General features: G+C 43.3%; 19 protein-coding genes and 4 tRNA genes. 10 read left to right on the plus strand and 13 right to left on the minus strand.

Annotated features, from left to right (window positions below):
- The first annotated feature begins 45 nt into the window (after positions 1–45).
- From nagK to nagX, 3 genes are all read left to right on the plus strand, one after another.
- On the plus strand, positions 46–948 hold the full coding sequence (nagK, locus tag SVI_RS04790; protein WP_041419694.1) for an N-acetylglucosamine kinase: 903 nt from the start codon (positions 46–48) through the stop codon (positions 946–948).
- Entirely contained in the window at positions 945–2,078 is a 1,134-nt protein-coding gene (gene nagA / locus SVI_RS04795; protein WP_013050306.1) for an N-acetylglucosamine-6-phosphate deacetylase, read from the plus strand. Before nagK ends, nagA begins: the two co-directional genes overlap by 4 nt.
- Before the next feature lie 109 nt (positions 2,079–2,187).
- Positions 2,188–3,324 (plus strand): transmembrane glucosamine N-acetyltransferase NagX, encoded by a 1,137-nt coding sequence (nagX, locus tag SVI_RS04800; RefSeq protein WP_013050307.1) that lies wholly within the window; start codon positions 2,188–2,190, stop codon positions 3,322–3,324.
- A 680-nt stretch (positions 3,325–4,004) separates the two neighbouring features.
- On the opposite strand, the gene SVI_RS04805 is transcribed toward nagX, so the two are convergent.
- From SVI_RS04805 to SVI_RS04820, 4 genes are all read right to left on the minus strand, one after another.
- Positions 4,005–4,080: transfer RNA gene (locus SVI_RS04805), tRNA-Thr, on the minus strand.
- A gap of 36 nt (positions 4,081–4,116) precedes the next feature.
- Positions 4,117–4,192: transfer RNA gene (locus SVI_RS04810), tRNA-Phe, on the minus strand.
- Between the two features lie 802 nt (positions 4,193–4,994).
- Positions 4,995–5,070: transfer RNA gene (locus SVI_RS04815), tRNA-Thr, on the minus strand.
- An 85-nt stretch (positions 5,071–5,155) separates the two neighbouring features.
- Positions 5,156–5,231, minus strand: a tRNA-Phe gene (locus tag SVI_RS04820).
- A 448-nt stretch (positions 5,232–5,679) separates the two neighbouring features.
- On the opposite strand from SVI_RS04820, the gene SVI_RS04825 reads away from it, so the two are divergent.
- On the plus strand, positions 5,680–6,228 hold the full coding sequence (locus tag SVI_RS04825; RefSeq protein ID WP_013050309.1) for a cytochrome b: 549 nt from the start codon (positions 5,680–5,682) through the stop codon (positions 6,226–6,228).
- A 72-nt stretch (positions 6,229–6,300) separates the two neighbouring features.
- Positions 6,301–6,891, plus strand: a complete 591-nt coding sequence (locus SVI_RS04830) for a YceI family protein (protein WP_013050310.1) — start codon at positions 6,301–6,303, stop codon at positions 6,889–6,891.
- 61 nt (positions 6,892–6,952) lie between these two features.
- On the opposite strand, the gene SVI_RS04835 is transcribed toward SVI_RS04830, so the two are convergent.
- Entirely contained in the window at positions 6,953–7,231 is a 279-nt protein-coding gene (locus tag SVI_RS04835; protein ID WP_013050311.1) for an oxidative damage protection protein, read from the minus strand.
- 2 nt (positions 7,232–7,233) lie between these two features.
- Positions 7,234–8,319, minus strand: coding sequence for an A/G-specific adenine glycosylase (gene mutY, locus SVI_RS04840; protein ID WP_013050312.1), 1,086 nt, complete (start codon positions 8,317–8,319; stop codon positions 7,234–7,236).
- Positions 8,320–8,613: 294 nt separating this feature from the next.
- Between mutY and trmB the strand changes: the two genes are divergently transcribed.
- From trmB to SVI_RS04865, 5 genes are all read left to right on the plus strand, one after another.
- A complete protein-coding gene (gene trmB, locus SVI_RS04845) occupies positions 8,614–9,330 on the plus strand; it encodes a tRNA (guanosine(46)-N7)-methyltransferase TrmB (RefSeq protein WP_013050313.1) in 717 nt (238 codons plus the stop codon).
- An 89-nt stretch (positions 9,331–9,419) separates the two neighbouring features.
- Positions 9,420–9,743, plus strand: a complete 324-nt coding sequence (locus SVI_RS04850) for a YggL family protein (protein WP_041419695.1) — start codon at positions 9,420–9,422, stop codon at positions 9,741–9,743.
- The gene (glsB, locus tag SVI_RS04855; RefSeq protein ID WP_041419696.1) at positions 9,743–10,657 is read left to right on the plus strand and encodes a glutaminase B; all 915 of its coding nucleotides are present in this window, start codon (positions 9,743–9,745) and stop codon (positions 10,655–10,657) included. Before SVI_RS04850 ends, glsB begins: the two co-directional genes overlap by 1 nt.
- A 279-nt stretch (positions 10,658–10,936) precedes the next feature.
- Complete coding sequence (locus SVI_RS04860) at positions 10,937–11,770, plus strand: YggN family protein (protein WP_041419697.1); 834 nt, start codon at positions 10,937–10,939, stop codon at positions 11,768–11,770.
- Positions 11,771–12,172: 402 nt separating this feature from the next.
- A complete protein-coding gene (locus tag SVI_RS04865) occupies positions 12,173–13,114 on the plus strand; it encodes a LysR family transcriptional regulator (protein WP_013050317.1) in 942 nt (313 codons plus the stop codon).
- Between the two features lie 623 nt (positions 13,115–13,737).
- On the opposite strand, the gene SVI_RS04870 is transcribed toward SVI_RS04865, so the two are convergent.
- From SVI_RS04870 to proC, 7 genes are all read right to left on the minus strand, one after another.
- The gene (locus SVI_RS04870; protein WP_013050318.1) at positions 13,738–15,582 is read right to left on the minus strand and encodes a DUF885 domain-containing protein; all 1,845 of its coding nucleotides are present in this window, start codon (positions 15,580–15,582) and stop codon (positions 13,738–13,740) included.
- A 286-nt stretch (positions 15,583–15,868) separates the two neighbouring features.
- Positions 15,869–17,005: a radical SAM family heme chaperone HemW gene (gene hemW, locus SVI_RS04875; protein WP_013050319.1), complete on the minus strand. Its 1,137-nt coding sequence runs from the start codon at positions 17,003–17,005 to the stop codon at positions 15,869–15,871.
- The gene (gene rdgB, locus SVI_RS04880) at positions 17,005–17,607 is read right to left on the minus strand and encodes an RdgB/HAM1 family non-canonical purine NTP pyrophosphatase (protein WP_013050320.1); all 603 of its coding nucleotides are present in this window, start codon (positions 17,605–17,607) and stop codon (positions 17,005–17,007) included. The genes hemW and rdgB overlap by 1 nt, the downstream gene beginning before the upstream one ends.
- Positions 17,608–17,757: 150 nt before the next feature.
- Positions 17,758–18,192, minus strand: a complete 435-nt coding sequence (locus tag SVI_RS04885; protein ID WP_013050321.1) for a DUF4426 domain-containing protein — start codon at positions 18,190–18,192, stop codon at positions 17,758–17,760.
- A 150-nt stretch (positions 18,193–18,342) separates the two neighbouring features.
- Positions 18,343–18,645 carry a DUF167 family protein YggU gene (yggU, locus tag SVI_RS04890; protein WP_013050322.1) on the minus strand — a complete coding sequence of 101 codons (303 nt, stop codon included), beginning with the start codon at positions 18,643–18,645 and terminating at the stop codon, positions 18,343–18,345.
- 6 nt (positions 18,646–18,651) lie between these two features.
- The gene (locus tag SVI_RS04895) at positions 18,652–19,200 is read right to left on the minus strand and encodes a YggT family protein (protein WP_013050323.1); all 549 of its coding nucleotides are present in this window, start codon (positions 19,198–19,200) and stop codon (positions 18,652–18,654) included.
- Between the two features lie 75 nt (positions 19,201–19,275).
- Complete coding sequence (proC, locus tag SVI_RS04900; protein ID WP_013050324.1) at positions 19,276–20,094, minus strand: pyrroline-5-carboxylate reductase; 819 nt, start codon at positions 20,092–20,094, stop codon at positions 19,276–19,278.
- Positions 20,095–20,202: the final 108 nt, after the last annotated feature.

Genomic DNA, 20,202 nt, shown 5'->3' on the forward strand with positions numbered 1-20,202 from the left:
TGCGAGTAGCGCTAAGCCTTGGATAAAACTGTGAATGAGGTCTGTATGAAAGTGAACCAGACGAAGGAGAAATCGTTGTTTATAGGTATTGATGGTGGCGGCAGTAAATGCAGGGCAACAATTTACTCTAGCGAAGACGGTGTAATTGGTACTGGTGTAGCTGGACGTGCAAATCCACTTCACGGTTTATCACAGACATTTGAATCCATTCAGATGTCCACCGAGCTAGCGTTAAAAGATGCAGGTATGAGCTTAAGCGATAGTAAGGTACTGGTTGCCGGACTTGGTCTCGCCGGGGTGAATATCCCCAAGTTTTATCAAGATATTGTTAGCTGGGATCACCCCTTTGCCGATATGTTTGTCACCACGGATCTGCATACCGCTTGTATCGGCGCACATCGCGGTGGCGAAGGTGCGGTGATCATAACGGGGACAGGATCCTGCGGATATGCTCATGTGGGTGACAAGCATCTGTACCTTGGTGGTCATGGTTTTGCACTCGGCGACAAAGGCAGTGGCGCCTGGTTAGGATTAAAGGCGGCCGAGCAAGCCTTGTTGCATCTCGATGGTTTTGCGGAACATACTATTTTAACCGAACGTATTCTCAATCATTTCAAAGCTCATAACGCCATGGGAATAGTTGAATGCTTGGCTGGTCAAACTTCCAGTGTTTATGCCAAGCTGGCTAGAACCGTGCTTGAATGTGCAAATGAGCAAGATCATGTGGCTAAAAAAATCGTTAAGGAAGGAGCAGCCTATATCAGTGAGCTGGCTCGTAAACTCTTCGAGGTGAACCCGCCGCGATTTTCTATGATAGGTGGATTGGCTGAGCCCTTAGCTCCATGGTTAGATAAAGATGTCATCGCTAAGCTGTCACCAACTTTAGCGCCTCCTGAGCTTGGGGCTACCTATTTTGCGCGTCAAAAGTTTAGGAACAATAAGACATGAAGCAGACAATAATCGCTGAGCGAGTATTCGATGGTGAACAGTTTCATCGTGATCTGGCCATCACTATAGAAGATGGCCATATTCTTGCTCTGGATAGTGTCGCTGGTGCAAAAGAATTTAAAATAGAGGGAACCTTGGTTCCGGGATTTATCGATGTTCAGGTCAATGGCGGTGGTGGTGCACTATTTAATACTGGCGCCTCAGTCGAATGCATAGAAACTATCGGCAGTGCTCATGCCAAGTTTGGTACTACAGGCTTCTTACCTACATTAATTACCGACGATGTAGATGTCATGAGCCGAGCGGCGGATGCGGTAGCCGCTTCATTGGTTAAAGGCAGTGCCGGGGTTTTAGGGGTGCATTTTGAAGGCCCACATCTGTCTATTCCTAAGAAAGGCGTTCATCCTCAATGTCATATTCGTCGTATATCTGATGCCGAACTTGAGATATTCAGCCGTGATGATCTGGGATTAAAAATGGTCACCTTAGCCCCTGAAAATGTTTCGGTGGATGTGATTAAAGCCTTAGTTGCTGCCGATGTCAGAGTCTGTTTAGGCCATTCAAATGCAGATTATGAGACTGTAGTCGCGGCATTAGATGCCGGTGCCACAGGTTTTACTCACCTATTTAATGCCATGTCCAGCTTTGGCTCCCGTGAGCCGGGTATGGTAGGCGCTGCAATCGAGAGTCGAGATGCCTGGTGTGGACTCATCGTCGATGGTCATCATGTACACTCAGCTGCGGCTAGGGTAGCAATTTACGCTAAGCCAAGAGGCAAGGTGATGCTAGTCACAGATGCTATGCCACCTGTAGGTCTTGAAGAGGAAGCGAGTTTCGAACTCTTTGGCACTCAAGTCATACGTCAAGGCGATAGATTAAACGCCGTGACAGGTGAGCTTGCCGGCTGTGTATTAGACATGGCGGGCGCCGTTAGAAATACAGTCAATATGTTAGGTTTACCTTTGGGTGAAGCAATCCGCATGGGGTCCTTGTATCCTGCTGAGTATTTAGGTTTAGATAAAAGCCAGGGACAAATCAGTCTTGGTAGCCGAGCCGATCTAGTAGTGCTAAACGATGAGCTTAAAGTACAGCAGACATTTATAGGTGGTAGATCTGTTTTTAAGGTCTAACATAGCAATTTACATAAAGCCCTAGTCATCTGTCTGGGGCTTTATGTTATCTAGGATATGAAGATAACAGCATAAGAATAATAATAACGATAAATATAGGGAAGTCGTAATGGAAGCGAGTCTTACTAAAGCACCTAAACGCAGGTTGATGTCCCTCGATGCTCTAAGGGGCTTCGATATGTTCTGGATTCTAGGCGGTGAAGCCCTCTTTGCCGGTTTGTTGGCCTGGAGCAGTTGGCAAGGGTGGCAATGGGCCGATGCTCAGATGCATCATAGCCAATGGCATGGCTTTACTTTCTATGACCTGATATTTCCTCTATTTATCTTCCTCTCAGGTGTCGCTCTAGGCCTATCTCCTAAACGTTTAGACAAGCTTCCGATTGCCCAGAGAATGCCACTCTATAAGCATTCAGTGAAACGACTCTTCTTACTACTCTTCTTTGGTGTGCTCTATAACCATGGCTGGGGTACAGGTGCACCAGTTGCTATAGATGAAGTGAGATATGCCAGTGTGCTGGGGCGTATTGCTTTCGCCTGGTTTTTTGCTGCCATGTTAGTCTGGCATACCAGCTTTAGAACCCAAGTGTTTGTTACTTTAGGGATATTGATAGCTTATGGGCTATTACAGTTATTTATGCCATTTCCAGGTGGGGTAGGAGGTGTGTTTACCCCGCAAGGGACTATTAACGCTTATGTTGATACACATTTTCTGCCGGGGATCACTTATCAGAATAGGCCTTTAGATCCTGAAGGCATCCTGTCAACGATTCCCGCTGTTGCCAATGCCATGGCTGGAGTGTTTGTTGGTCATTTTATCGTTAAGGAACACAAGCAAGGAGAGTGGGCTAAAGTGGTTTGCTTGCTACTTAGTGGAGCTTTTATTCTGGCCTTAGGCTGGTGGGTTAATTTAATTATTCCTGTGAATAAAGATCTCTGGACCAGTTCCTTCGTACTTGTGACCACAGGATGGAGCATCATATTGCTAGCCATTTTTTATGCCCTGGTAGATGTGCTTAAATGGCAAAAGATAGCATTTCCATTTGTGGTTATCGGTTGTAATGCCATCATCATCTATTTGGCATCCAGTTTAGTTAACTGGAAGTATACTGCCCAGAGCCTGTTCGGCGGTGTGGTTAATTACTTCTCGGTCGCGGCTCAGCCCTTAATCGGCGTCATTGCTCTGCTGCTCGTACAGTGGCTAGTATTGTATTGGATGTATAAACGAGACATCTTTATCAAGGTTTAAGGGTACTTCATAATAAAGTCTATCCTACTCCTAATCAGTGACTTGGTAGACTTAGGAGCCACAGCGGCTCTTGGAATAAGTATGTCAGCAGCTCTACTAACTGAGCTATAGCCTCTTAAGCTGTTACTTGTTTCAACTTGAGAGTTTTAGGTATAAAAAGCCACGTAATTAACGTGGCTTTTTTTGTGCTTCACTTTTGATGAAAGAGTGAAGATGGTACCAGCACCAAGAGTCGGCTTTGCTCTCTGTTACTCAATACTGCCGAAGGGAGCCTACTGCTGCTGGTATATTGCTGAGGTTTAGTGAGTAAGTCACTTGTTCTACCAACTGAGCTATGCTGGCTTGCTGTTTAATTTATCTATTCATAAATTCCAGATATAAAAAAGCCCCGAGCAATGTCGAGGCTTTCTAACTGTATAGTGCCAACATCAAGAGTTGAAGCTCAGGTGAAGGTAACCTACTGATTTATTGGGTTGAATAAAACTATAAATTTCAGATACAAAAAAGCCACTAATTAAAGTGGCTTGCTTGTTCTTCACTTTATATTAAAGAGTGAAGATGGTGCCGTCACCAGGAGTCGAAGCAACGGTGAATGTAACCTACTGATTCATTGGATTGAATATAACTATAAATTTCAGGCATTAAAAAGCCCCGAACAATGTCGAGGCTTTTTAATTGTATGGTGCCGGCACCAAGAGTCGAACTCGGGACCTACTGATTACAAGTCAGTTGCTCTACCAACTGAGCTATGCCGGCTTATGCTTTAACAGTCTTAGACTATTAATATAATGTTGGTGCCCGAACCCGGAATCGAACCAGGGACACGAGGATTTTCAATCCTCTGCTCTACCGACTGAGCTATTCGGGCAACTAACTAAGTGTTAGTCATCTACTTCAAATGAATTTTAAACCTAAGTTCAAATAAGGAGTTTGAAGTCCTATCTCGTTTGGAGTGCGCGTATAATATAGCGATGTTATTAGCTGTGCAAGCAGTTTCTTGGCAAACTAGTTTAAGCTGTCAAAAACTGAACAATCTATCTAGTTGAGGCTGTATTTTAGGCTTAAAAAGCTGTCTTAATCCCCGTGTTGAGCAATAAAAAGACTATTTTAAGTTCACTCATTAAGGGGGACTTGCTTTTAGTTATTGAATATAACCAATGGGGCCTTTTAAAATACCAAGATCAGCTGCTCTTAGACTGAGTAAGTTAGTTACTTAAGCTGCTTAAGTAACTGATAGCCTACTATGCTGGCTGCTTTTGATTATACACAGGTGGTGCTGGCAGCAAGAGGAGCTGCTGTTGGTATATGGCTGAAATTTAGCCAGTAAGTCACTTGCTCTACCAACTAAGCTATGCTGGCTTGCTGTTTAATTTATCTATTCACAAATTTCAGATACAAAAAAGCCACTCAAAAGAGTGGCTTCGTCGTATATGGTGCCGGCACCAAGAGTCGAAGCTCCGGTGTAAGTAACCTACTGATTCATTGGATTGAATATAACTATAAATTTCAGGCATTAAAAAGCCCCGAACAATGTCGAGGCTTTTTAACTGTATAGTGCCAACATCAAGAGTTGAAGCTCAGGTGAAGGTAACCTACTGATTCATTGGGTTGAATAAAACTATAAATTTCAGATACAAAAAAGCCACTCAAAAGAGTGGCTTCGTCGTATATGGTGCCGGCACCAAGAGTCGAACTCGGGACCTACTGATTACAAGTCAGTTGCTCTACCAACTGAGCTATGCCGGCGTATTTTTTATCAAAAGATTAACTCGGGAGCAATCTATTTGATTACCAGTCACAACTCTAATAAAGAGCTATGCCGGCTAAATGTTGGTGCCCGAACCCGGAATCGAACCAGGGACACGAGGATTTTCAATCCTCTGCTCTACCGACTGAGCTATTCGGGCAACTAACTAAGTGTTAGCTATCTACTTCAAATGAATTTCAACTTAAGTTTAAACTTAGTTAAAATTAGGTTGTTATACCTAGTTCGTTCGAAGTGGGCGTATCTTATAGCGCAGCCTTTCAGCCTGCAAGTGCTATTTTGTCATAAAGCTACTGTTCGGTTAGTTAGTGTGCAGTGCCGGTCTTTATTTCTCCACTATCGCGATCTATTGCTCTGCAGTATTCCCATCATCTCACCATTTCACAAAAACGTGCCTTTGTGCTGTTTGAATAGTTCTATTTACAAATGATTACCATTATTAATTGGTCTGAGCGGCCTTTAAATGACTTAATAAACAATAAAATGAATATAAGGTTCTAAAAAATCGAACTATAGAGCCTACTTTTAGCGGTTTTAGTTTTAAAAATAGAACGTATGCTGTGAGTCATTAGTTAATCATAAGGTGTGTCATGTTTCGTAACACAGAAAAATCCTATGGGGTCATAGCCATATTGGCTCACTGGATATCGGCAATCGCTGTCATAGGTCTATTTGCCGCTGGGATATGGATGGTTGAATTAACCTATTACAGTAGCTGGTATAAAACGGCTCCTGATCTACATAAAAGTGTTGGCATATTATTGTTTGTTTTAACGATTTCAAGACTTGCTTGGAAGTTTACTAATCCTAAGCCTGCACCACTGAGTGAGCACAAATCTTGGGAGGTTACCGCCGGTCATCTTGCCCATAGTGCTATCTACTTGCTACTGATTTTGATCATGTGCAGTGGATATCTGATCTCCACGGCTGATGGGCGAGGGATAAGTGTGTTCAATTTGTTTGAAGTTCCCGGAGTCGGTGACTTGTTCGATAATCAGGCCGATATAGCCGGTTTATTTCATCAGTTTGCCGCTTACAGTCTGATAGGACTCCTTGTCATCCATATCTTGGGTGCATTAAAACACCACTTTTTTGATAAAGATTCAACACTGGTACGCATGATCACGGTTTTCAAATAGAAAATGATAAACACAATTTTATAAACAAAAGCTCAAAGACAGAAGCTTAAAACTTTAAAGGAAGATAAATTCATGAAGAAGACAATATTATCAAAAGCGATTTTAACGACTGCTTTGGCAGGAGCTTTACTTATGAGTGGTGCCGTATCGGCCACCGATTACGTCATCGACACTAAGGGGGCACATGCTTCAATCGACTTTAAGGTGAGTCACCTAGGTTATAGCTTCGTGGTGGGGCGCTTCAATCATTTTGAGGGAGATTTCAGTTTCGACAGCAAAAAACTAGCAGATGGTCATGTGAATGTAACCATCAAGACCGCCAGTCTTGATTCCAACCATGCAGAGCGAGACAAGCATCTGCGCAGCCCTGATTTTTTAAATACCTCTAAGTTCCCAGAGGCGAGTTTTAATTCGAGCTCGATTGTAGATAAGGGCGAGGGTAATTTTTTACTTAAGGGGGACTTTACGCTTAATGGTGTGACTAAACCTATGACGATACAAGCAAAAACTATTGGTGAAGGGCAAGACCCTTGGGGGGGCTATCGTGCCGGCTTTAGTGGTACCGCAGAGTTTGCCTTGAAAGATTACGATATAAAAATGGACTTGGGGCCAGCCTCATCACATGTTCAGCTAGCAATAGTCGTTGAAGGTATAAGGCAGTAATCTTTCTTTATATAAGTGAGTAAACAAAAAAGCGCCTTACGGCGCTTAGTGTGTTTGGTATCTAGTCGTTGTCTTTTTCCGGTACGAAGCCTTCAATTTCGACGTCTTTACCTTCAAATAAGAAGTTGATCATTTGCTCTTCAAGAAACTTTCGGTCATCAACATTCATCATGTTCAGTTTCTTTTCATTGATCAACATGGTCTGTTTAGATTGCCACAATGCCCAAGCTTCTTTACTGACATTATCGAAAATACGCTTTCCAAGCTCACCTGGGTACAGTTGAAATCCAAGGCCTTCTGATTCTTTCTTCAGATAGACACAGTTAACGGTGCGAGCCATGATTACTCCTTAATTAATACAGAACCTAAGCTGGCGAGAATGCGTTCGGTCGCCGCAGCTAAACCAACTTTTGGTGGATGGGGTAAGTTATACCAGAGTGAGGGCTTATCTTCCATTACCAGGTTATCGCTAAAGCCTTCCACAGAGACCAGTATAGGGCTGATATCTAGATGGAAATGACTGAAGGTATGTCTAAATCCGGGTAATATTTCCTCTTCAAAAACTGCTAATCCTTTTGTTATCAGATACTCATCTAGTTCTTCTCGTGTGGAAAATTGGGGGAAGCACCAGAGTCCTCCCCAGATCCCTGCTGGAGGTCTTTTTTCTAAGATGACTTCATCACCTTTAACTTGCACCAACATGTAGGCATTTTTTTCCGGTATTACCTTTTTAGGCTTCTTGCCTGGGTATTCTGACTGGCGGCCACTGAGTTGAGCCTGGCAGTCGATAGCGACAGGGCAGTCACTACAAATAGGCCTAGATCGAGAACAGATTGAGGCACCAATATCCATCATGGCTTGGTTGTATTTTTGAACATCTAAGTTCGGGGTTAGTTTCTCTGTAAGATCCCAAAGCTTGTTTTCGACAGGTTTCTTCCCTGGCCAGCCATCGATAGCTCCATGACGTGCTAATACCCTCTTCACATTCCCATCTAAGATGGCATGGTGCTGTGCAAGTGCAAGTGATAACACGGCCCCCGCAGTAGAACGACCTATACCTGGCAGTGACAATACATCTTCAAAATCCCTGGGGAATGTTGAATCATGTTCATCACGGATGAGTTGAGCCGACTTGTGTAAGTTACGTGCCCGTGCGTAGTAGCCGAGTCCTGTCCAGTAGTGCAAAACCTCATCTTGAGGTGCATCGGCTAGGGAGTCTATGGTGGGAAAGCGGTCCATAAATTTAAGGTAATAGGGAATAACTGTGCTGACTTGGGTCTGCTGTAGCATGATTTCAGACACCCAGACCTTGTAGGGGGTCTTGTCTTGCTGCCATGGAAGGTGTTTACGACCAAATTGTTCATACCAATTAATGATACGGGAAGAAAAAGAGGCGTGGCTGGTATTGCTGATGGCGACAGAAGACATATTGGTCATTATTTTATTACAAATCAGAAGTAAGAAAGATAAGTTATTAACATAGTTTTTATGGAGGCAGTCTATCTATCAAGGCATATTTAAACAAGTCGAGTTTGTCGTGTATTTATGATTTATCTCGTCTTCTAGCTAAGAGAAAGAGCTGGGAATTCGCAGCCTCTGATAATTTTGGTATACTTTGCCGAATTATAGTAGGCCAATTAGGGTAACTAAGGCTTGCACTGACTTAGAATCTTTGGATAATGCCCTTCTTTTCTAATTAATCTAGCCAGACAGAGGGCGAAAATGAGCGACGTGACAACCGCGGAATTTAATGAAGAAGGTAAGTACCTTCGCAAAGTAAGAAGCTTTGTATTAAGAGAAGGCCGATTGACTAAAGGTCAGGCTACCGCGATGGAACAGCAATGGCCATCAATGGGGCTAGATTACTCGCCAGAGCCTCTGGATCTGGTTCAGGTATTTGGCCGTGAGGCTGATACCGTACTTGAGATAGGTTTTGGCATGGGGGCTTCTCTTGTTGAGATGGCTAAAGCCTCACCTGAACTCAATTTTATCGGCATAGAAGTTCATAAACCTGGTGTTGGCGCCTGTTTATCCGATGCTGCAGAAGCTGGTGTGACGAATCTACGGATTTTTCATCATGACGCTGTAGAAGTATTAGAAAACAGCATAGTTGCCGGCTCCTTGGCTCGGGTGCAGCTCTTCTTTCCAGATCCTTGGCATAAGAAGCGCCATCATAAACGTCGTATCGTTCAGCCTGATTTTGCGCAGCTGATCCGTCGTACGTTAAAAATTGGTGGGGTTTTTCACCTAGCAACAGATTGGGAAAACTATAGCGAGCATATGCTCGAGGTTTTGGACGCTGCTGAAGGTTATAAAAACCAATCGACTACAGGTGACGTTATTAAGCGTCCAGAGCATCGTCCATTGACTAAGTTTGAGGCCAGAGGTCACAGATTAGGCCACGGTGTCTGGGATATTATGTTCGAGCGTATCGATTAATGTTTCTGAGTATTGAGCGGTAGAGTCCAATCAATACTCTCAATGAAAATTATTTTTTATAAGTTATTTAAATAAAGGTGGAAATTACCATGGCAACACGCAGTCGTCGTTTACGAAAAAAATTACGTGTAGATGAATTTCAAGAGTTAGGTTTCGACGTTAACTGGACTTTCGATGAGTCTGTATCTGAGGAACAGATTGATACTATCGTGGATCAGTTTATCGATCAGGTGATAGAGCCTCGCGACTTAGGCTTCCACGGCGGTGGTCATAAGCAGTGGGAAGGTATCATAGCCACTCAAACTATTGGTAAGTGCAGCGAAGATGATCGTACTGCCGTTACTGATTTTTGGAAGGGACAAGTGGTATCAGACGTAGTGGTTAGCGAACTTTACGATATTTGGTGGAGTTAGTGCCCGAATTGGCATTACTCGAGCAGGTGGTCGATAAAGTTCGGCCCCTGCTAGGCCAAGGTAAAGTGGCTGACTATATCCCAGAATTGGCGAAGGTTAATCCTAATAAAATTGGCATCGCAGTCACCAGTATCGATGGTACAACTATAGGTGCCGGAGATTATCTGGAACCTTTTTCAATTCAAAGTATCTCCAAAGTATTTAGCCTGACATTAGCGTTAACTCTCTATGAAGAGCAAGAGATCTGGTCTCGGGTTGGTAAGGAGCCTTCGGGGCAGTCCTTTAACTCACTGGTTCAGGTTGAATTAGAGCAAGGTCTCCCTAGAAATCCCTTTATTAATGCGGGCGCACTCGTCATTGCGGACCTGCTACAAGCTCGATTAGGTGCACCTAAGCATAGGATGCTCGAACTCATTCGTGAGCTGAGTACCAATCCAAAACTCATTTCAGATAGAGTCGTGGCTGCTTCTGAGTACGAACATAGCGCAAGAAATGCGGCTATTGCTTACTTGATGAAGTCTTTTGGCAACTTTAACAACGATGTTGATACGGTTCTGCAAAGCTACTTTCATTATTGTGCCATACGAATGAACTGTGCCGATCTGTCAAAAGCCATCTTGTACCTGGCTAATAAGGGTAAATGTTTAGATGGTTCTCAGTTACTCTCTCCGGTACAAACTCGGCAGATGAATGCATTATTAGCCACCTCGGGACTATACGATGGTGCCGGCGAATTTGCTTATCGAGTCGGTATGCCTGGTAAGAGTGGTGTCGGCGGCGGGATCATTGCCGTTATCCCTGGTGATATGGCCGTGTGTGTCTGGTCTCCCGAGCTAGATCTTAATGGTAATTCTCTGGCAGGTACTGCCGCGCTCGAAGAGCTGTGTCAAAGACTGGGTCGTTCTATTTTCTAGGTGCTGATCACAGCTCTAGTGTAAATTTATTATCTTATCGCCAAGCTATTTATGGTTAATTCAATTTAGTGAATTAACCAACTACTGGTTTTATTCACTATTCCCATCTTCATACATTTTCCTTTAAATATATTATTTTATAATATTATCAACTGATTACATTGTTGGCACAGCTTGTGCTTTGTTCTATGTCATAAGCGTTATTGCCGATATCAGTAAGTGTATCGCAACTGATATTAAGCCATTGCCGAAAGAGCATTTAAATTAAGGATAAATTTGATGAGAAAATTAGCCACTTCTATTGGGATCAGTACGGTCTTACTCGTTAGCGGAACAATCACCTCAGTTTCTGCTCACGAAGAGCATTCATCGGCTTCATATTCCAGTGACAATAGCCATTGTGAGGTTGCACTCAACTATGACATCACAGTTGAGCCTAAGTTATTGTCGATAAGTGATGCAGGCAAAGAAGTGTATCGCATCGAGATGGGTAAGCTATATGTTCAAGGCGAGCAGGTGCCCTTGAATGCCAGACAAGAGAAACTCTTGAGTCAGTATTCAGACCAAGTGTCGACTCAGGTTCCGGAAGTTATCGCTCTGGTTCATGATGCGGTTGGTATCGCATCGACTGCGGCGAGTATGGCATTAACCCCGCTACTGGGTGACGCAGCAGGTGCCAAACTTGATGAGATGATGGATGGGTTCCAGCAGAGAGTCGAGAAACTTGCCTACCAAAATGGCGATAAGTTCTATCTAGGTTCTACCGAATCTTCTTTGGAAGATACTTTTGGTGAAGATTTTGAGCAAGAAGTTGAGCAATTAGTCAAAAACTCCATCGGTACCATGATGATGAATTTAGGCAGCGAGATGCTTTCCGGTGATGGCGATTCATTTGAACAGAAAATGCAATCCTTTGGCCAAAAAATGGAAAATGTGGGTCAAGATATAGAGTTGCAGATGGAGGCTCAAGCACAAGAACTTGAGTCTAGAGCTGACAAAATGTGTGATAAATTTCAAAACTTGATTGCTCTTGAGCAGCAACTCAGAATCGCCGTTCCTGAGTTGGAAAAATACCCACTCATAGATGCGCCTAAAGTGGAATTGCTCGAATAGTATCGTTTTTATGAGCTGTGAAGCCATAGCTTGAAACCTTGGACCCTGTTGCCCCTCCCATATTCGCAACACCCTTGTATTTAAATTGAATACAGGGGTTTTTCTCTGTTTAGCCTCTTGTTATTAATCCTTACTTGCTAGCATTTCAATCAAATTTAGCCTTTATGAATAAACATTATCGATTAGGTATTAGAGTTAAGGCGCAAATCTTTGGTATACTTACAAAAAATAATAACAAACTGGCCCTCAATTATTGAGTGGTTCAGATATTGGACTCTACTCTAGTGTACTTCCACTTTATAAGTTACTGTTTTTAATGATTGTTAAGATTTTCAAAAAATTCAGACTCTAATCTTTAGTGTAAGTATTCGTTAGTGTCGTAAACACCTTAAGGCGATTTACATGTTAGAACTATTGGAACCTATCGCAATATTTACTCATGTTGCCAGAGCTGGCAGCTTTAGTTCCGCAGCAAGAAAGTTGGGGATTTCTAAATCCAAAGTAAGTACTCAAGTAGCCGATCTTGAACATAAATTAGGTGTGCAGTTAATTCAGCGCACCACCCGGAGCCTAAGTTTAACTGAGGCAGGACAACTCCTGTACGCACAAGGTGAAGAGTTACTTAGGGATGCCGATCAAGCCATTGCGAGTGTTCATAATCTAAATGATGCCACTCGTGGTGTGTTAAAGGTTGGAATATCTCAGTCATTCGGTACCATGCATATCATTCCTGCCTTACCTGATTTTATGGCTACTCATCCTGAGTTAGAGTTACAAATTAGCTTGTTAGATCATAAAGTCGATGTCGTCAGTGAAGGACTTGATCTGCTGTTGACCATGTCAGAGCAACTGCCCTTAGGTATGGTTGCTAGACCTCTTATGAAGTGCCAGTTCTTGCTTGCTGCTTCTCCATCATATATAGAGAAACACGGCCAGCCCGATCGTCCAGAGCAGTTAGTTGATCATAATTGTTTGGTCTATCATGGCGAGTGGCACGAACATAGTGTGTGGCAGTTTAAACAGGGTGAAGATTACTGTGAGATAGGTGTCTCGGGTAACTTTAGAGTAGACAATGCCCCGGCCTTGAAATCTGCTGCGATCAGCGGGCTAGGTGTGGTTTATCTTGCCAGTTACCTGCTTGAGGATGAAGTAGAGAAGGGAACCTTAGTGCCCTTGCTTCAAGATTGGCAGCTAACTCATCATCTGCCTCTTCAAGCTGTATACCCAAGAAGGAAACACTTGGCACCTAAGGTCAGTGCCTTTATCGATTTCATTAAGGGACATATTGGTTCACCGCCATATTGGGATGCCCCTTACACTGAATTGTACGCCAAAAGAAAGTGATTTTTGAGACCATAATCCATTCAAAACTTGAATGGATTTACTAAGTATTTAGGAAACATTGTTCTGATTTCGGTACTCTTGGTCACTGGTTTTGTCTCTGGTGAATATTTTCTTTGATTATCAGTGCTTTGGGTTTTAATCTGGTCAGACTTCTAGTTCGTAGATGATCATTTGCTAATGCTTACATCGTATTCTTCTTGCGGTTTGTTCTCAAATCAATACAATTGGAGGCAGTTGATACGGGATAATCTGAATTCTATAGGTTTATTAAGAATGACCCCTCTTACTAAACTTATACAGATTAGCGTTACAGCAGTTCCGAATCGATGCTGACAGAGCTTTAAGAACTAAAACAATGTCAGCCTTAAAACCATCATCCTAGTTTTGGTTTACCCCAGCCTAGTTGCTGGGGTACTTTTCAACTAGAAAGAGATTCGTCTCTCTGTACCCTACAAGCTTACTACTGACTAATTATAAGTTAGGGTAAGAAGTACAGAATAGAGACAACAAAAAGCCACATTTAATCAATGTGGCTTTTTGTTGTCTGTGAGAAAGTAGCACTTTCTATATGCCAATATTTAAAGTGGGCTGGTTTGAGCAGCCCCTTTCATATAGGAATAGGATTAGCTTTTCTGAGATACCCAAAGATCAACCTGATCTGCGAGTATGTCCAGAGGAAGTGGACCATTTTGCAGCACTAAGGTGTGGAACTCTCGGATATCGAACTTATCGCCCAGAGATTTTTTCGCCTTCTCTCTCAAGTCGAGAATCTTCAGCATACCCACCTTGTAAGCCGTTGCTTGAGATGGCATGACGATATGGCGCTCAACCATTTTGACAACATCTGATTTGGCATTGGGAGTGTTGTCGACATAGTAAGTTATAGACTGTTCACGGGTCCATTTCTTAGCGTGTATACCTGTGTCTACCACTAGGCGGCAAGAGCGCCATAGCTCCATGGCGAGTCGGCCAAAATCTGAGTAAGGATCTGCATAGAGTCCCATCTCTTTGGGGAAGTACTCACTATACAAGCCCCAGCCTTCTATGTAGGCCGTGTAGCCGCCAAACTTACGGAACTTAGGCACCCCTTCAAGTTCTTGGGCTATGGCTATCTGCATATGGTGACCCGGGGTTCCTTCATGGTATGCGAGGGCTTCCATCTGGTATTTAGGCATGGCCTTCATATCGTATAAGTTAGCGTAATAGGTTCCGGGTCTAGTGCCATCCGGTGAAGGCTGGTTATAGAAAGCCTTACCGGCAGATTTCTCTCTGAATGCCTCAACACGTTTTACTATCATAGGTGCTTTAGGTTTGACGTTAAACACCTCATCCAGTCGTGAAGACATGGTATCTATGAGTGCAATCGCATCATTTAAGTAAGCCTCGCGCCCATCATCTGTAGGGGGATAATAAAACTGCTTGTCTTCGCGCATAAACTTAAAGAAGTCTTGTAAGTCGCCCTTAAAGCCAACCTTCTTCATGATGTTACGCATCTCACCATGGATTCGGGCAACTTCGCTAATGCCAAGTTCATGGATCTCACTTGCTGTCATATCTGTGGTAGTTGTGCGAGCAAGAGCATTATTGTAGTAGGCTTCGCCTTGAGGGAACTTCCACACACCGTTGCGTGTATCGGCCTTGGTCTCTAGCTCTGTGATGTAACTAATTAATTGAACATATGCAGGCTGGACTTTGGTTAGTAATGCTTGCTTAGCATCTTTTAACAGCTGCTCCCTGTCATTGTCATCTATATCTAAGCTGGTTAGCTTACGCTGGAAATCAGCCCAAAGGGCACTATCTTCTCCAGAATCGAACGGCCGACCTGTGATGATATTTTTACTGTCTGACAGCACGTGAGGGAAAACAAACTTAGGCGCGATTATGCTTTTTTGAGCTCGAATATCTAAAGCATCTTCAAGCTGCTGTAGATATTTAGGTACACCATTGAGGCGACTGATATAAGCCTTTGCGTCGGAGATATCTGTGATCTGATGTTGGTTAATCAAGAAGGAAGCGACCATAGAGTGGCCACCATACATCTGGTTAACTGGATAATTATGATAGCGCCATTGGTAATCGTTAACTTCTTGCTCAAGTTTTTGCTTTAGCAGTATGTAGCTAAGATTGGTTTGGCTATCGAGTTTACTCTGATCTAATCCACTCAGTTGCATAAGGTGTTTCTGTGTACGGGCCAAGCCTCGAGCATCGGCTTCTTCACCGCGCTCGTCCCACTTACCATAATCGGTTTTAATGCCTAAATGTGTCTGGGAGATAGGGCTAGCCATCACATTTTCCATAAATATGGCTTCAAAAAGTGCATTGGCTTTTTCTGACTCGCTCTGGGCCTTGTAGGCTAAGGGTTCGCTAGGGCTAAGTAATGGAACTTGAGATGGGGCTGCTATTGCGCTGCTGCCGATAAGGCTGGCTAATGTTATGGCTAGTAAGCTAGTTTTAGTTTTTATAGGCATGAATTAGTCTTATTGTTATGGATTGTTAAAACGTAAGGTTCAATCCTAATAAAGCTAATCGTTAATGTTTTGATCTAAGTGTTAGTAAATGTGTCTGATCGGCTAATTCAAACAGTTAGCCCTTAAAAATAGCAAGTTTTTAAGAGTATCTCGATTTTGACTATACCCTCGGCAAACAAGCCTCAGCAAACCAAGCCCCAGCAAATCAAATCTGAGTATATAACGCTAACGTATCAGGCTTAGTGAGTCTAAGCCTGATACAAGCAATTTGTTAACTTAGAGCCGGTTAACAAAACTGGGATAAGAGTTCGTTTACGAACATCTTACCTTTAGCGGTTAATTCCCAATGAGTCTCATTTTCAGTTAATAAGGTTTTTTGCTTGGCTTTCTCTATGCCTTGAGCAATCACCCGATGAGATAAGCCAGTTCTTTGCTCAAATTCAGTCTTAGGTATCGCCGACATAAGACGGAAACGATTCATTAGGTATTCCAGCGGACGTTCATCTTCAGTCACCTCTACGGTGTCAAAAGTGTACTCATCGGCTGCTAGATAGCCCTTTGGGTGTTTTATCTTTACTGTGCGTAATATCTGGTTCTGTTCTAGGAGAGTCACCTTGCCATGAGCGCCACAGCCAATGCCAAGGTAATCGCCAAATTGCCAGTAATTGATATTATGTTGGCATTGAAAACCGGGTTTCGCGTATGCCGAGATCTCATATTGCTCGTAACCTAGATCGGCTAATTTTTTCTGCCCTTGCTCATAGATGTGCCACAGGGCTTCATCATCGGGTAACTGAGGGGGCTTAGAGTGAAACAAGGTATTTTGCTCTATGGTTAGCTGATACCAAGACAGGTGAGGGGGAGCCAGTTCTGCTGCCGTGTCTATATCAGCCATAGCCTCTTCGAAACTTTGGTTGGGAAGGCCATGCATCAGATCCAAATTGAAACTGCGATAACCTGAGCTCTGGGCTTTTCTCGCCGCAACTTCGGCCTCATCTTTACCGTGTATACGGCCTAATAGATTCAGCTTGTCTGTTGAGAAGCTTTGAACACCAATAGATAGACGAGTAACACCGGCATTAGAATATGCCTCGAAGTCGTCATGCTCTAAGGTACCAGGATTGGCTTCCATGGTTATTTCTATCTGCTCACTGAAGGGGATCATCTGATTGACTCCCGTGAGCAGTCTTTCGATTTGAGCCGCATCGAACAGTGAAGGCGTGCCGCCACCGATAAATATGGTGTGTATCTCACGTTCCTGCACATAGTGAAGATCGTTTCTCAGATCGGCAAGTAAGGCATCGACATATTCTTGCTGTGGTAGTTCACCATTCTGACCATGGGAATTGAAGTCACAATAGGGACACTTCTGTACACACCAAGGAATATGAATATACAAGCTTAATGGCGGCAGAGTTAACATTAAATAATCATACCTTTTTGCTTCATGGCATGGATCAATAGCTTCATCGCCTTTCCTCTGTGGCTAAGGCGATTCTTCTCTTCGCTATCTAACTCGGCCGCTGAGCAGTTATGCTCATTAGGTATAAAGATAGGGTCGTAACCATGGCCGTTATCCCCAGTCGCTGCGAAGGCAATTTTTCCTTCCCATGATGCCTGAGCAATAATTGGCGTCGGATCTTTTGCGTGGCGCATATAGACCAAGACGCATTGAAAGCGGGCGGTTCTGCCTTCCATATTGGTTTTTAGAGTGTCTAATAACTTAATGTAGTTATCTTTCTCCCCAGCATTATCTCCGCCGTATCTGGCTGAGTAGATCCCTGGAGCGCCATCAAGAAGGTCAACCTCAAGACCCGAGTCATCGGCAATTGATGCGAGTCCGGTAATCTCGGCGGCATGACGCGCTTTTATGATGGAGTTTTCAACGAAAGTTGTTCCGGTTTCAGGGACCTCTTCTACATTGAATTGACTCTGAGGAAGTACCTCAACGCCGAATGCTGAGAAGATTTCAGAAAACTCTTTGAGTTTACCTTTATTGCCACTGGCGAGAACGAACTTATCCATTAGAGACCTTTATATGGGATTTGTTGATTGGGCGCCATGATAACTAAGGAGGAGGGGAAACGATAGCAGATATTGATGCAATTTAAGCAGAGGGTTAAGAACTAAAAGCCGCTGCTTTTAGTTCTCGAGATTTATGATAAAGCTTCAAGATCACTCGACATAAAACTTTTGTTTAAACTTCAATTGGGTATGAAGTTTCTTGCCATATTTTATGGCGACCAGGAAATTTATCTCCTGATCATCTCGAAAGGGGACTTCGGCAATATAATAGATAGCCTTGCCTTCACGGATCTCTCTAAATTTCAGGTCTATTCGAGCGTCGAGTAGATTGTTGGCAATTCCTGAAATCTCAACAGATACTGGTGGATTGCCTTCTTGGCTAGTGTCTAGCACCGAAATGTTGACTATGCCTATATAGCTACTGCGCTTGATGCCATAGGACTTAGCTATGCTAGGGGTTAAAAATGTACTGCTTAGGGCCACGTAGTGAATATCATAGTTGCCAACTTTCTGTTTCTGCTCTGCTGACACGTTGCCAACGAAGACTAAGGTAAGTATGAGTACAGATAAAATTGCTCTAAACATGAGGCTGCTCCTGCGGTAATGAACTGACTATTAGCGGTAACTGTTATGGTTATCATATATTTGAGTATAGGTGTTTAGCCTATGGCTCGCTTCGTTCTATTTATCCATTTACAAAATTTAATGGCTGCATTTTTCTATCACTTAGGCAGCTTAACAGCTTCTAGTATCGAGTAGATCTGCTATTTGCTCTGGGATAACTCTAGGCGTTAATATTTCTACTTGCTTATGTCGACCTAACTCTCCTTTGTGAATAATTATGTCTCCCTTAGGGACTTTAAACGCCTTTGAGAGAAACTTGGTTAGGTGAGCATTGGCTTTTCCATCTACAGGCGGCGCTGTTATGGCTATTTTAAGCTCATTACCGTGGACGCCGATAATTTTATCTCGGCTGGCCTTAGGCTGGATATAAAGGTTTAGCAGCAGGGAGTCCTGCTGCATAGATACAGGCAGCATCATGGCCTAGACGTTAGCCCAAAATGGTACATATTGAGCTAAGAGCATGTTGACAAAATTGAGAATGATCATCATCACCAATAAAGAGAGATCTAAGCCACCCATCTGGGGAAGCATGCGGCGAATTGGTGACAGTAGTGGTTCAGTTAATTGACCCATAACCATTTCTATTGGGTTATGGCCTTGGCTAACCCAGCTTAAGACAGCACGGATAATCAACATCCAGAACAGCAAGACACCTGCCTGCTTAAATACTGAAACCAAAGATATTAATAAGATTGTAGGTAAATTAATTGCGGCGCCAGCGATTAGGCTCAAAACCACAAATTTTGCCACTACAACCATAAAAGCCAATACTAGTGAGGCTGTATCTAAACCTCCCATGGAAGGTAAGACACGACGCATAGGGGCTACAATTGGGTGTGTGGCCTTGACGATAAACTGACTAAAGGGGTTATAGAAGTCTGCTTTAGCGAGCTGAAGCCAGATGCGAATAATCACAATCATCAGATACAGGTCGAAAACTGTGTTAACTAAGAAACTGAGTGCATTCATGTATTTTCTCTATTTTATATTGAATCAAAATTCATATAGGGTTTAATGTCGCTTTAACTGCTTGGCTTAAGAGCTTTAATATTGCTTGGCCATCTCTTGAGCTCGGGCCACACAATCATCCATGGCTTGTTTGACTATGCCCCTTAAGTTACCGGCTTCGAGAGCGGCGACAGCTTGAGCCGTAGTGCCACCCTTGGAGGTTACATTGGCTCTCAGTTGAGCCGTGGTCAATTCTGGATTTTGCTTGACCATTTGCGCCGCGCCTAATGCCGCTTGCTGAACCAGTTGCCTTGCTTTCTCTTCATCCATTCCCGATGCTTTAGCATTGTCGATCATAGCTTCCATGAAGAGGAAAAAATAGGCCGGCGAGCTACCGGATAATGCGATAACCTGATCGAGCTCGGACTCACTGTCAACCCAAACGACTTCGCCGCCGCTCAACATCAATTTTTCACAGAGGGCTTTTTGCTCAGATGATATTTCATCCCCTGCATATAAGCCTGTCATGCCAACCCCTATTTGAGTCGGCGTATTAGGCATAGTACGAATAAGTTTTATCTCTTGTCCAAAATAATCGCCATAACGTTTAGCTGGAATACCCGCTGCTATGGTGATGATGAGTTTTTTGCTCAGGTCTAAAGTACTTAACTGCTCGCAAACCTCTTGCATAAAGTGTGGTTTGACACTGAGTACGATAACATCAGCCTGTTTCGCAGCGGCTAAATTATCATGAGATGTGGCGATATTCAGTGATTTTTGTAACCCAGCTAACTTAGGTGCACTAGGGTTAGTGGCATGTATCAATGAGGCTGGGTAGCCGTTGTTGACAAGTCCGGTAGCGATGCTGCGAGTCATATTACCCGCACCGATAAAGCATAATTTTTTTTCAGCCATGATACTTCTCATAATTTTCTATATTTGTGCCTCTTCCGTTGAGGCCGTTATTTCAGATGACAAAAATATTGTCATGAATTCGTTGTTAGTCAGTTATGACTAACATTT

It is taken from the genome of Shewanella violacea DSS12 (genome assembly GCF_000091325.1).
GTDB classification, from domain to species: Bacteria; Pseudomonadota; Gammaproteobacteria; order Enterobacterales; family Shewanellaceae; genus Shewanella; species Shewanella violacea.

What these genes read in the sequence shown, in the direction of transcription:
- SVI_RS04830 (WP_013050310.1), top strand. Translation starts at nt 6,301, where the DNA reads ATGAAGAAGACAATATTATCAAAAGCGATTTTAACGACTGCTTTGGCA.
- nagK (WP_041419694.1), top strand. Translation starts at nt 46, where the DNA reads ATGAAAGTGAACCAGACGAAGGAGAAATCGTTGTTTATAGGTATTGAT.
- proC (WP_013050324.1), bottom strand. Translation starts at nt 20,094, where the DNA reads ATGGCTGAAAAAAAATTATGCTTTATCGGTGCGGGTAATATGACTCGC.
- nagA (WP_013050306.1), top strand. Translation starts at nt 945, where the DNA reads ATGAAGCAGACAATAATCGCTGAGCGAGTATTCGATGGTGAACAGTTT.
- SVI_RS04850 (WP_041419695.1), top strand. Translation starts at nt 9,420, where the DNA reads ATGGCAACACGCAGTCGTCGTTTACGAAAAAAATTACGTGTAGATGAA.
- nagX (WP_013050307.1), top strand. Translation starts at nt 2,188, where the DNA reads ATGGAAGCGAGTCTTACTAAAGCACCTAAACGCAGGTTGATGTCCCTC.
- mutY (WP_013050312.1), bottom strand. Translation starts at nt 8,319, where the DNA reads ATGTCTTCTGTCGCCATCAGCAATACCAGCCACGCCTCTTTTTCTTCC.
- SVI_RS04870 (WP_013050318.1), bottom strand. Translation starts at nt 15,582, where the DNA reads ATGCCTATAAAAACTAAAACTAGCTTACTAGCCATAACATTAGCCAGC.
- SVI_RS04895 (WP_013050323.1), bottom strand. Translation starts at nt 19,200, where the DNA reads ATGAATGCACTCAGTTTCTTAGTTAACACAGTTTTCGACCTGTATCTG.
- hemW (WP_013050319.1), bottom strand. Translation starts at nt 17,005, where the DNA reads ATGTTAACTCTGCCGCCATTAAGCTTGTATATTCATATTCCTTGGTGT.
- SVI_RS04835 (WP_013050311.1), bottom strand. Translation starts at nt 7,231, where the DNA reads ATGGCTCGCACCGTTAACTGTGTCTATCTGAAGAAAGAATCAGAAGGC.
- SVI_RS04865 (WP_013050317.1), top strand. Translation starts at nt 12,173, where the DNA reads ATGTTAGAACTATTGGAACCTATCGCAATATTTACTCATGTTGCCAGA.
- SVI_RS04825 (WP_013050309.1), top strand. Translation starts at nt 5,680, where the DNA reads ATGTTTCGTAACACAGAAAAATCCTATGGGGTCATAGCCATATTGGCT.
- SVI_RS04860 (WP_041419697.1), top strand. Translation starts at nt 10,937, where the DNA reads ATGAGAAAATTAGCCACTTCTATTGGGATCAGTACGGTCTTACTCGTT.
- trmB (WP_013050313.1), top strand. Translation starts at nt 8,614, where the DNA reads ATGAGCGACGTGACAACCGCGGAATTTAATGAAGAAGGTAAGTACCTT.
- SVI_RS04885 (WP_013050321.1), bottom strand. Translation starts at nt 18,192, where the DNA reads ATGTTTAGAGCAATTTTATCTGTACTCATACTTACCTTAGTCTTCGTT.
- rdgB (WP_013050320.1), bottom strand. Translation starts at nt 17,607, where the DNA reads ATGGATAAGTTCGTTCTCGCCAGTGGCAATAAAGGTAAACTCAAAGAG.
- yggU (WP_013050322.1), bottom strand. Translation starts at nt 18,645, where the DNA reads ATGCTGCCTGTATCTATGCAGCAGGACTCCCTGCTGCTAAACCTTTAT.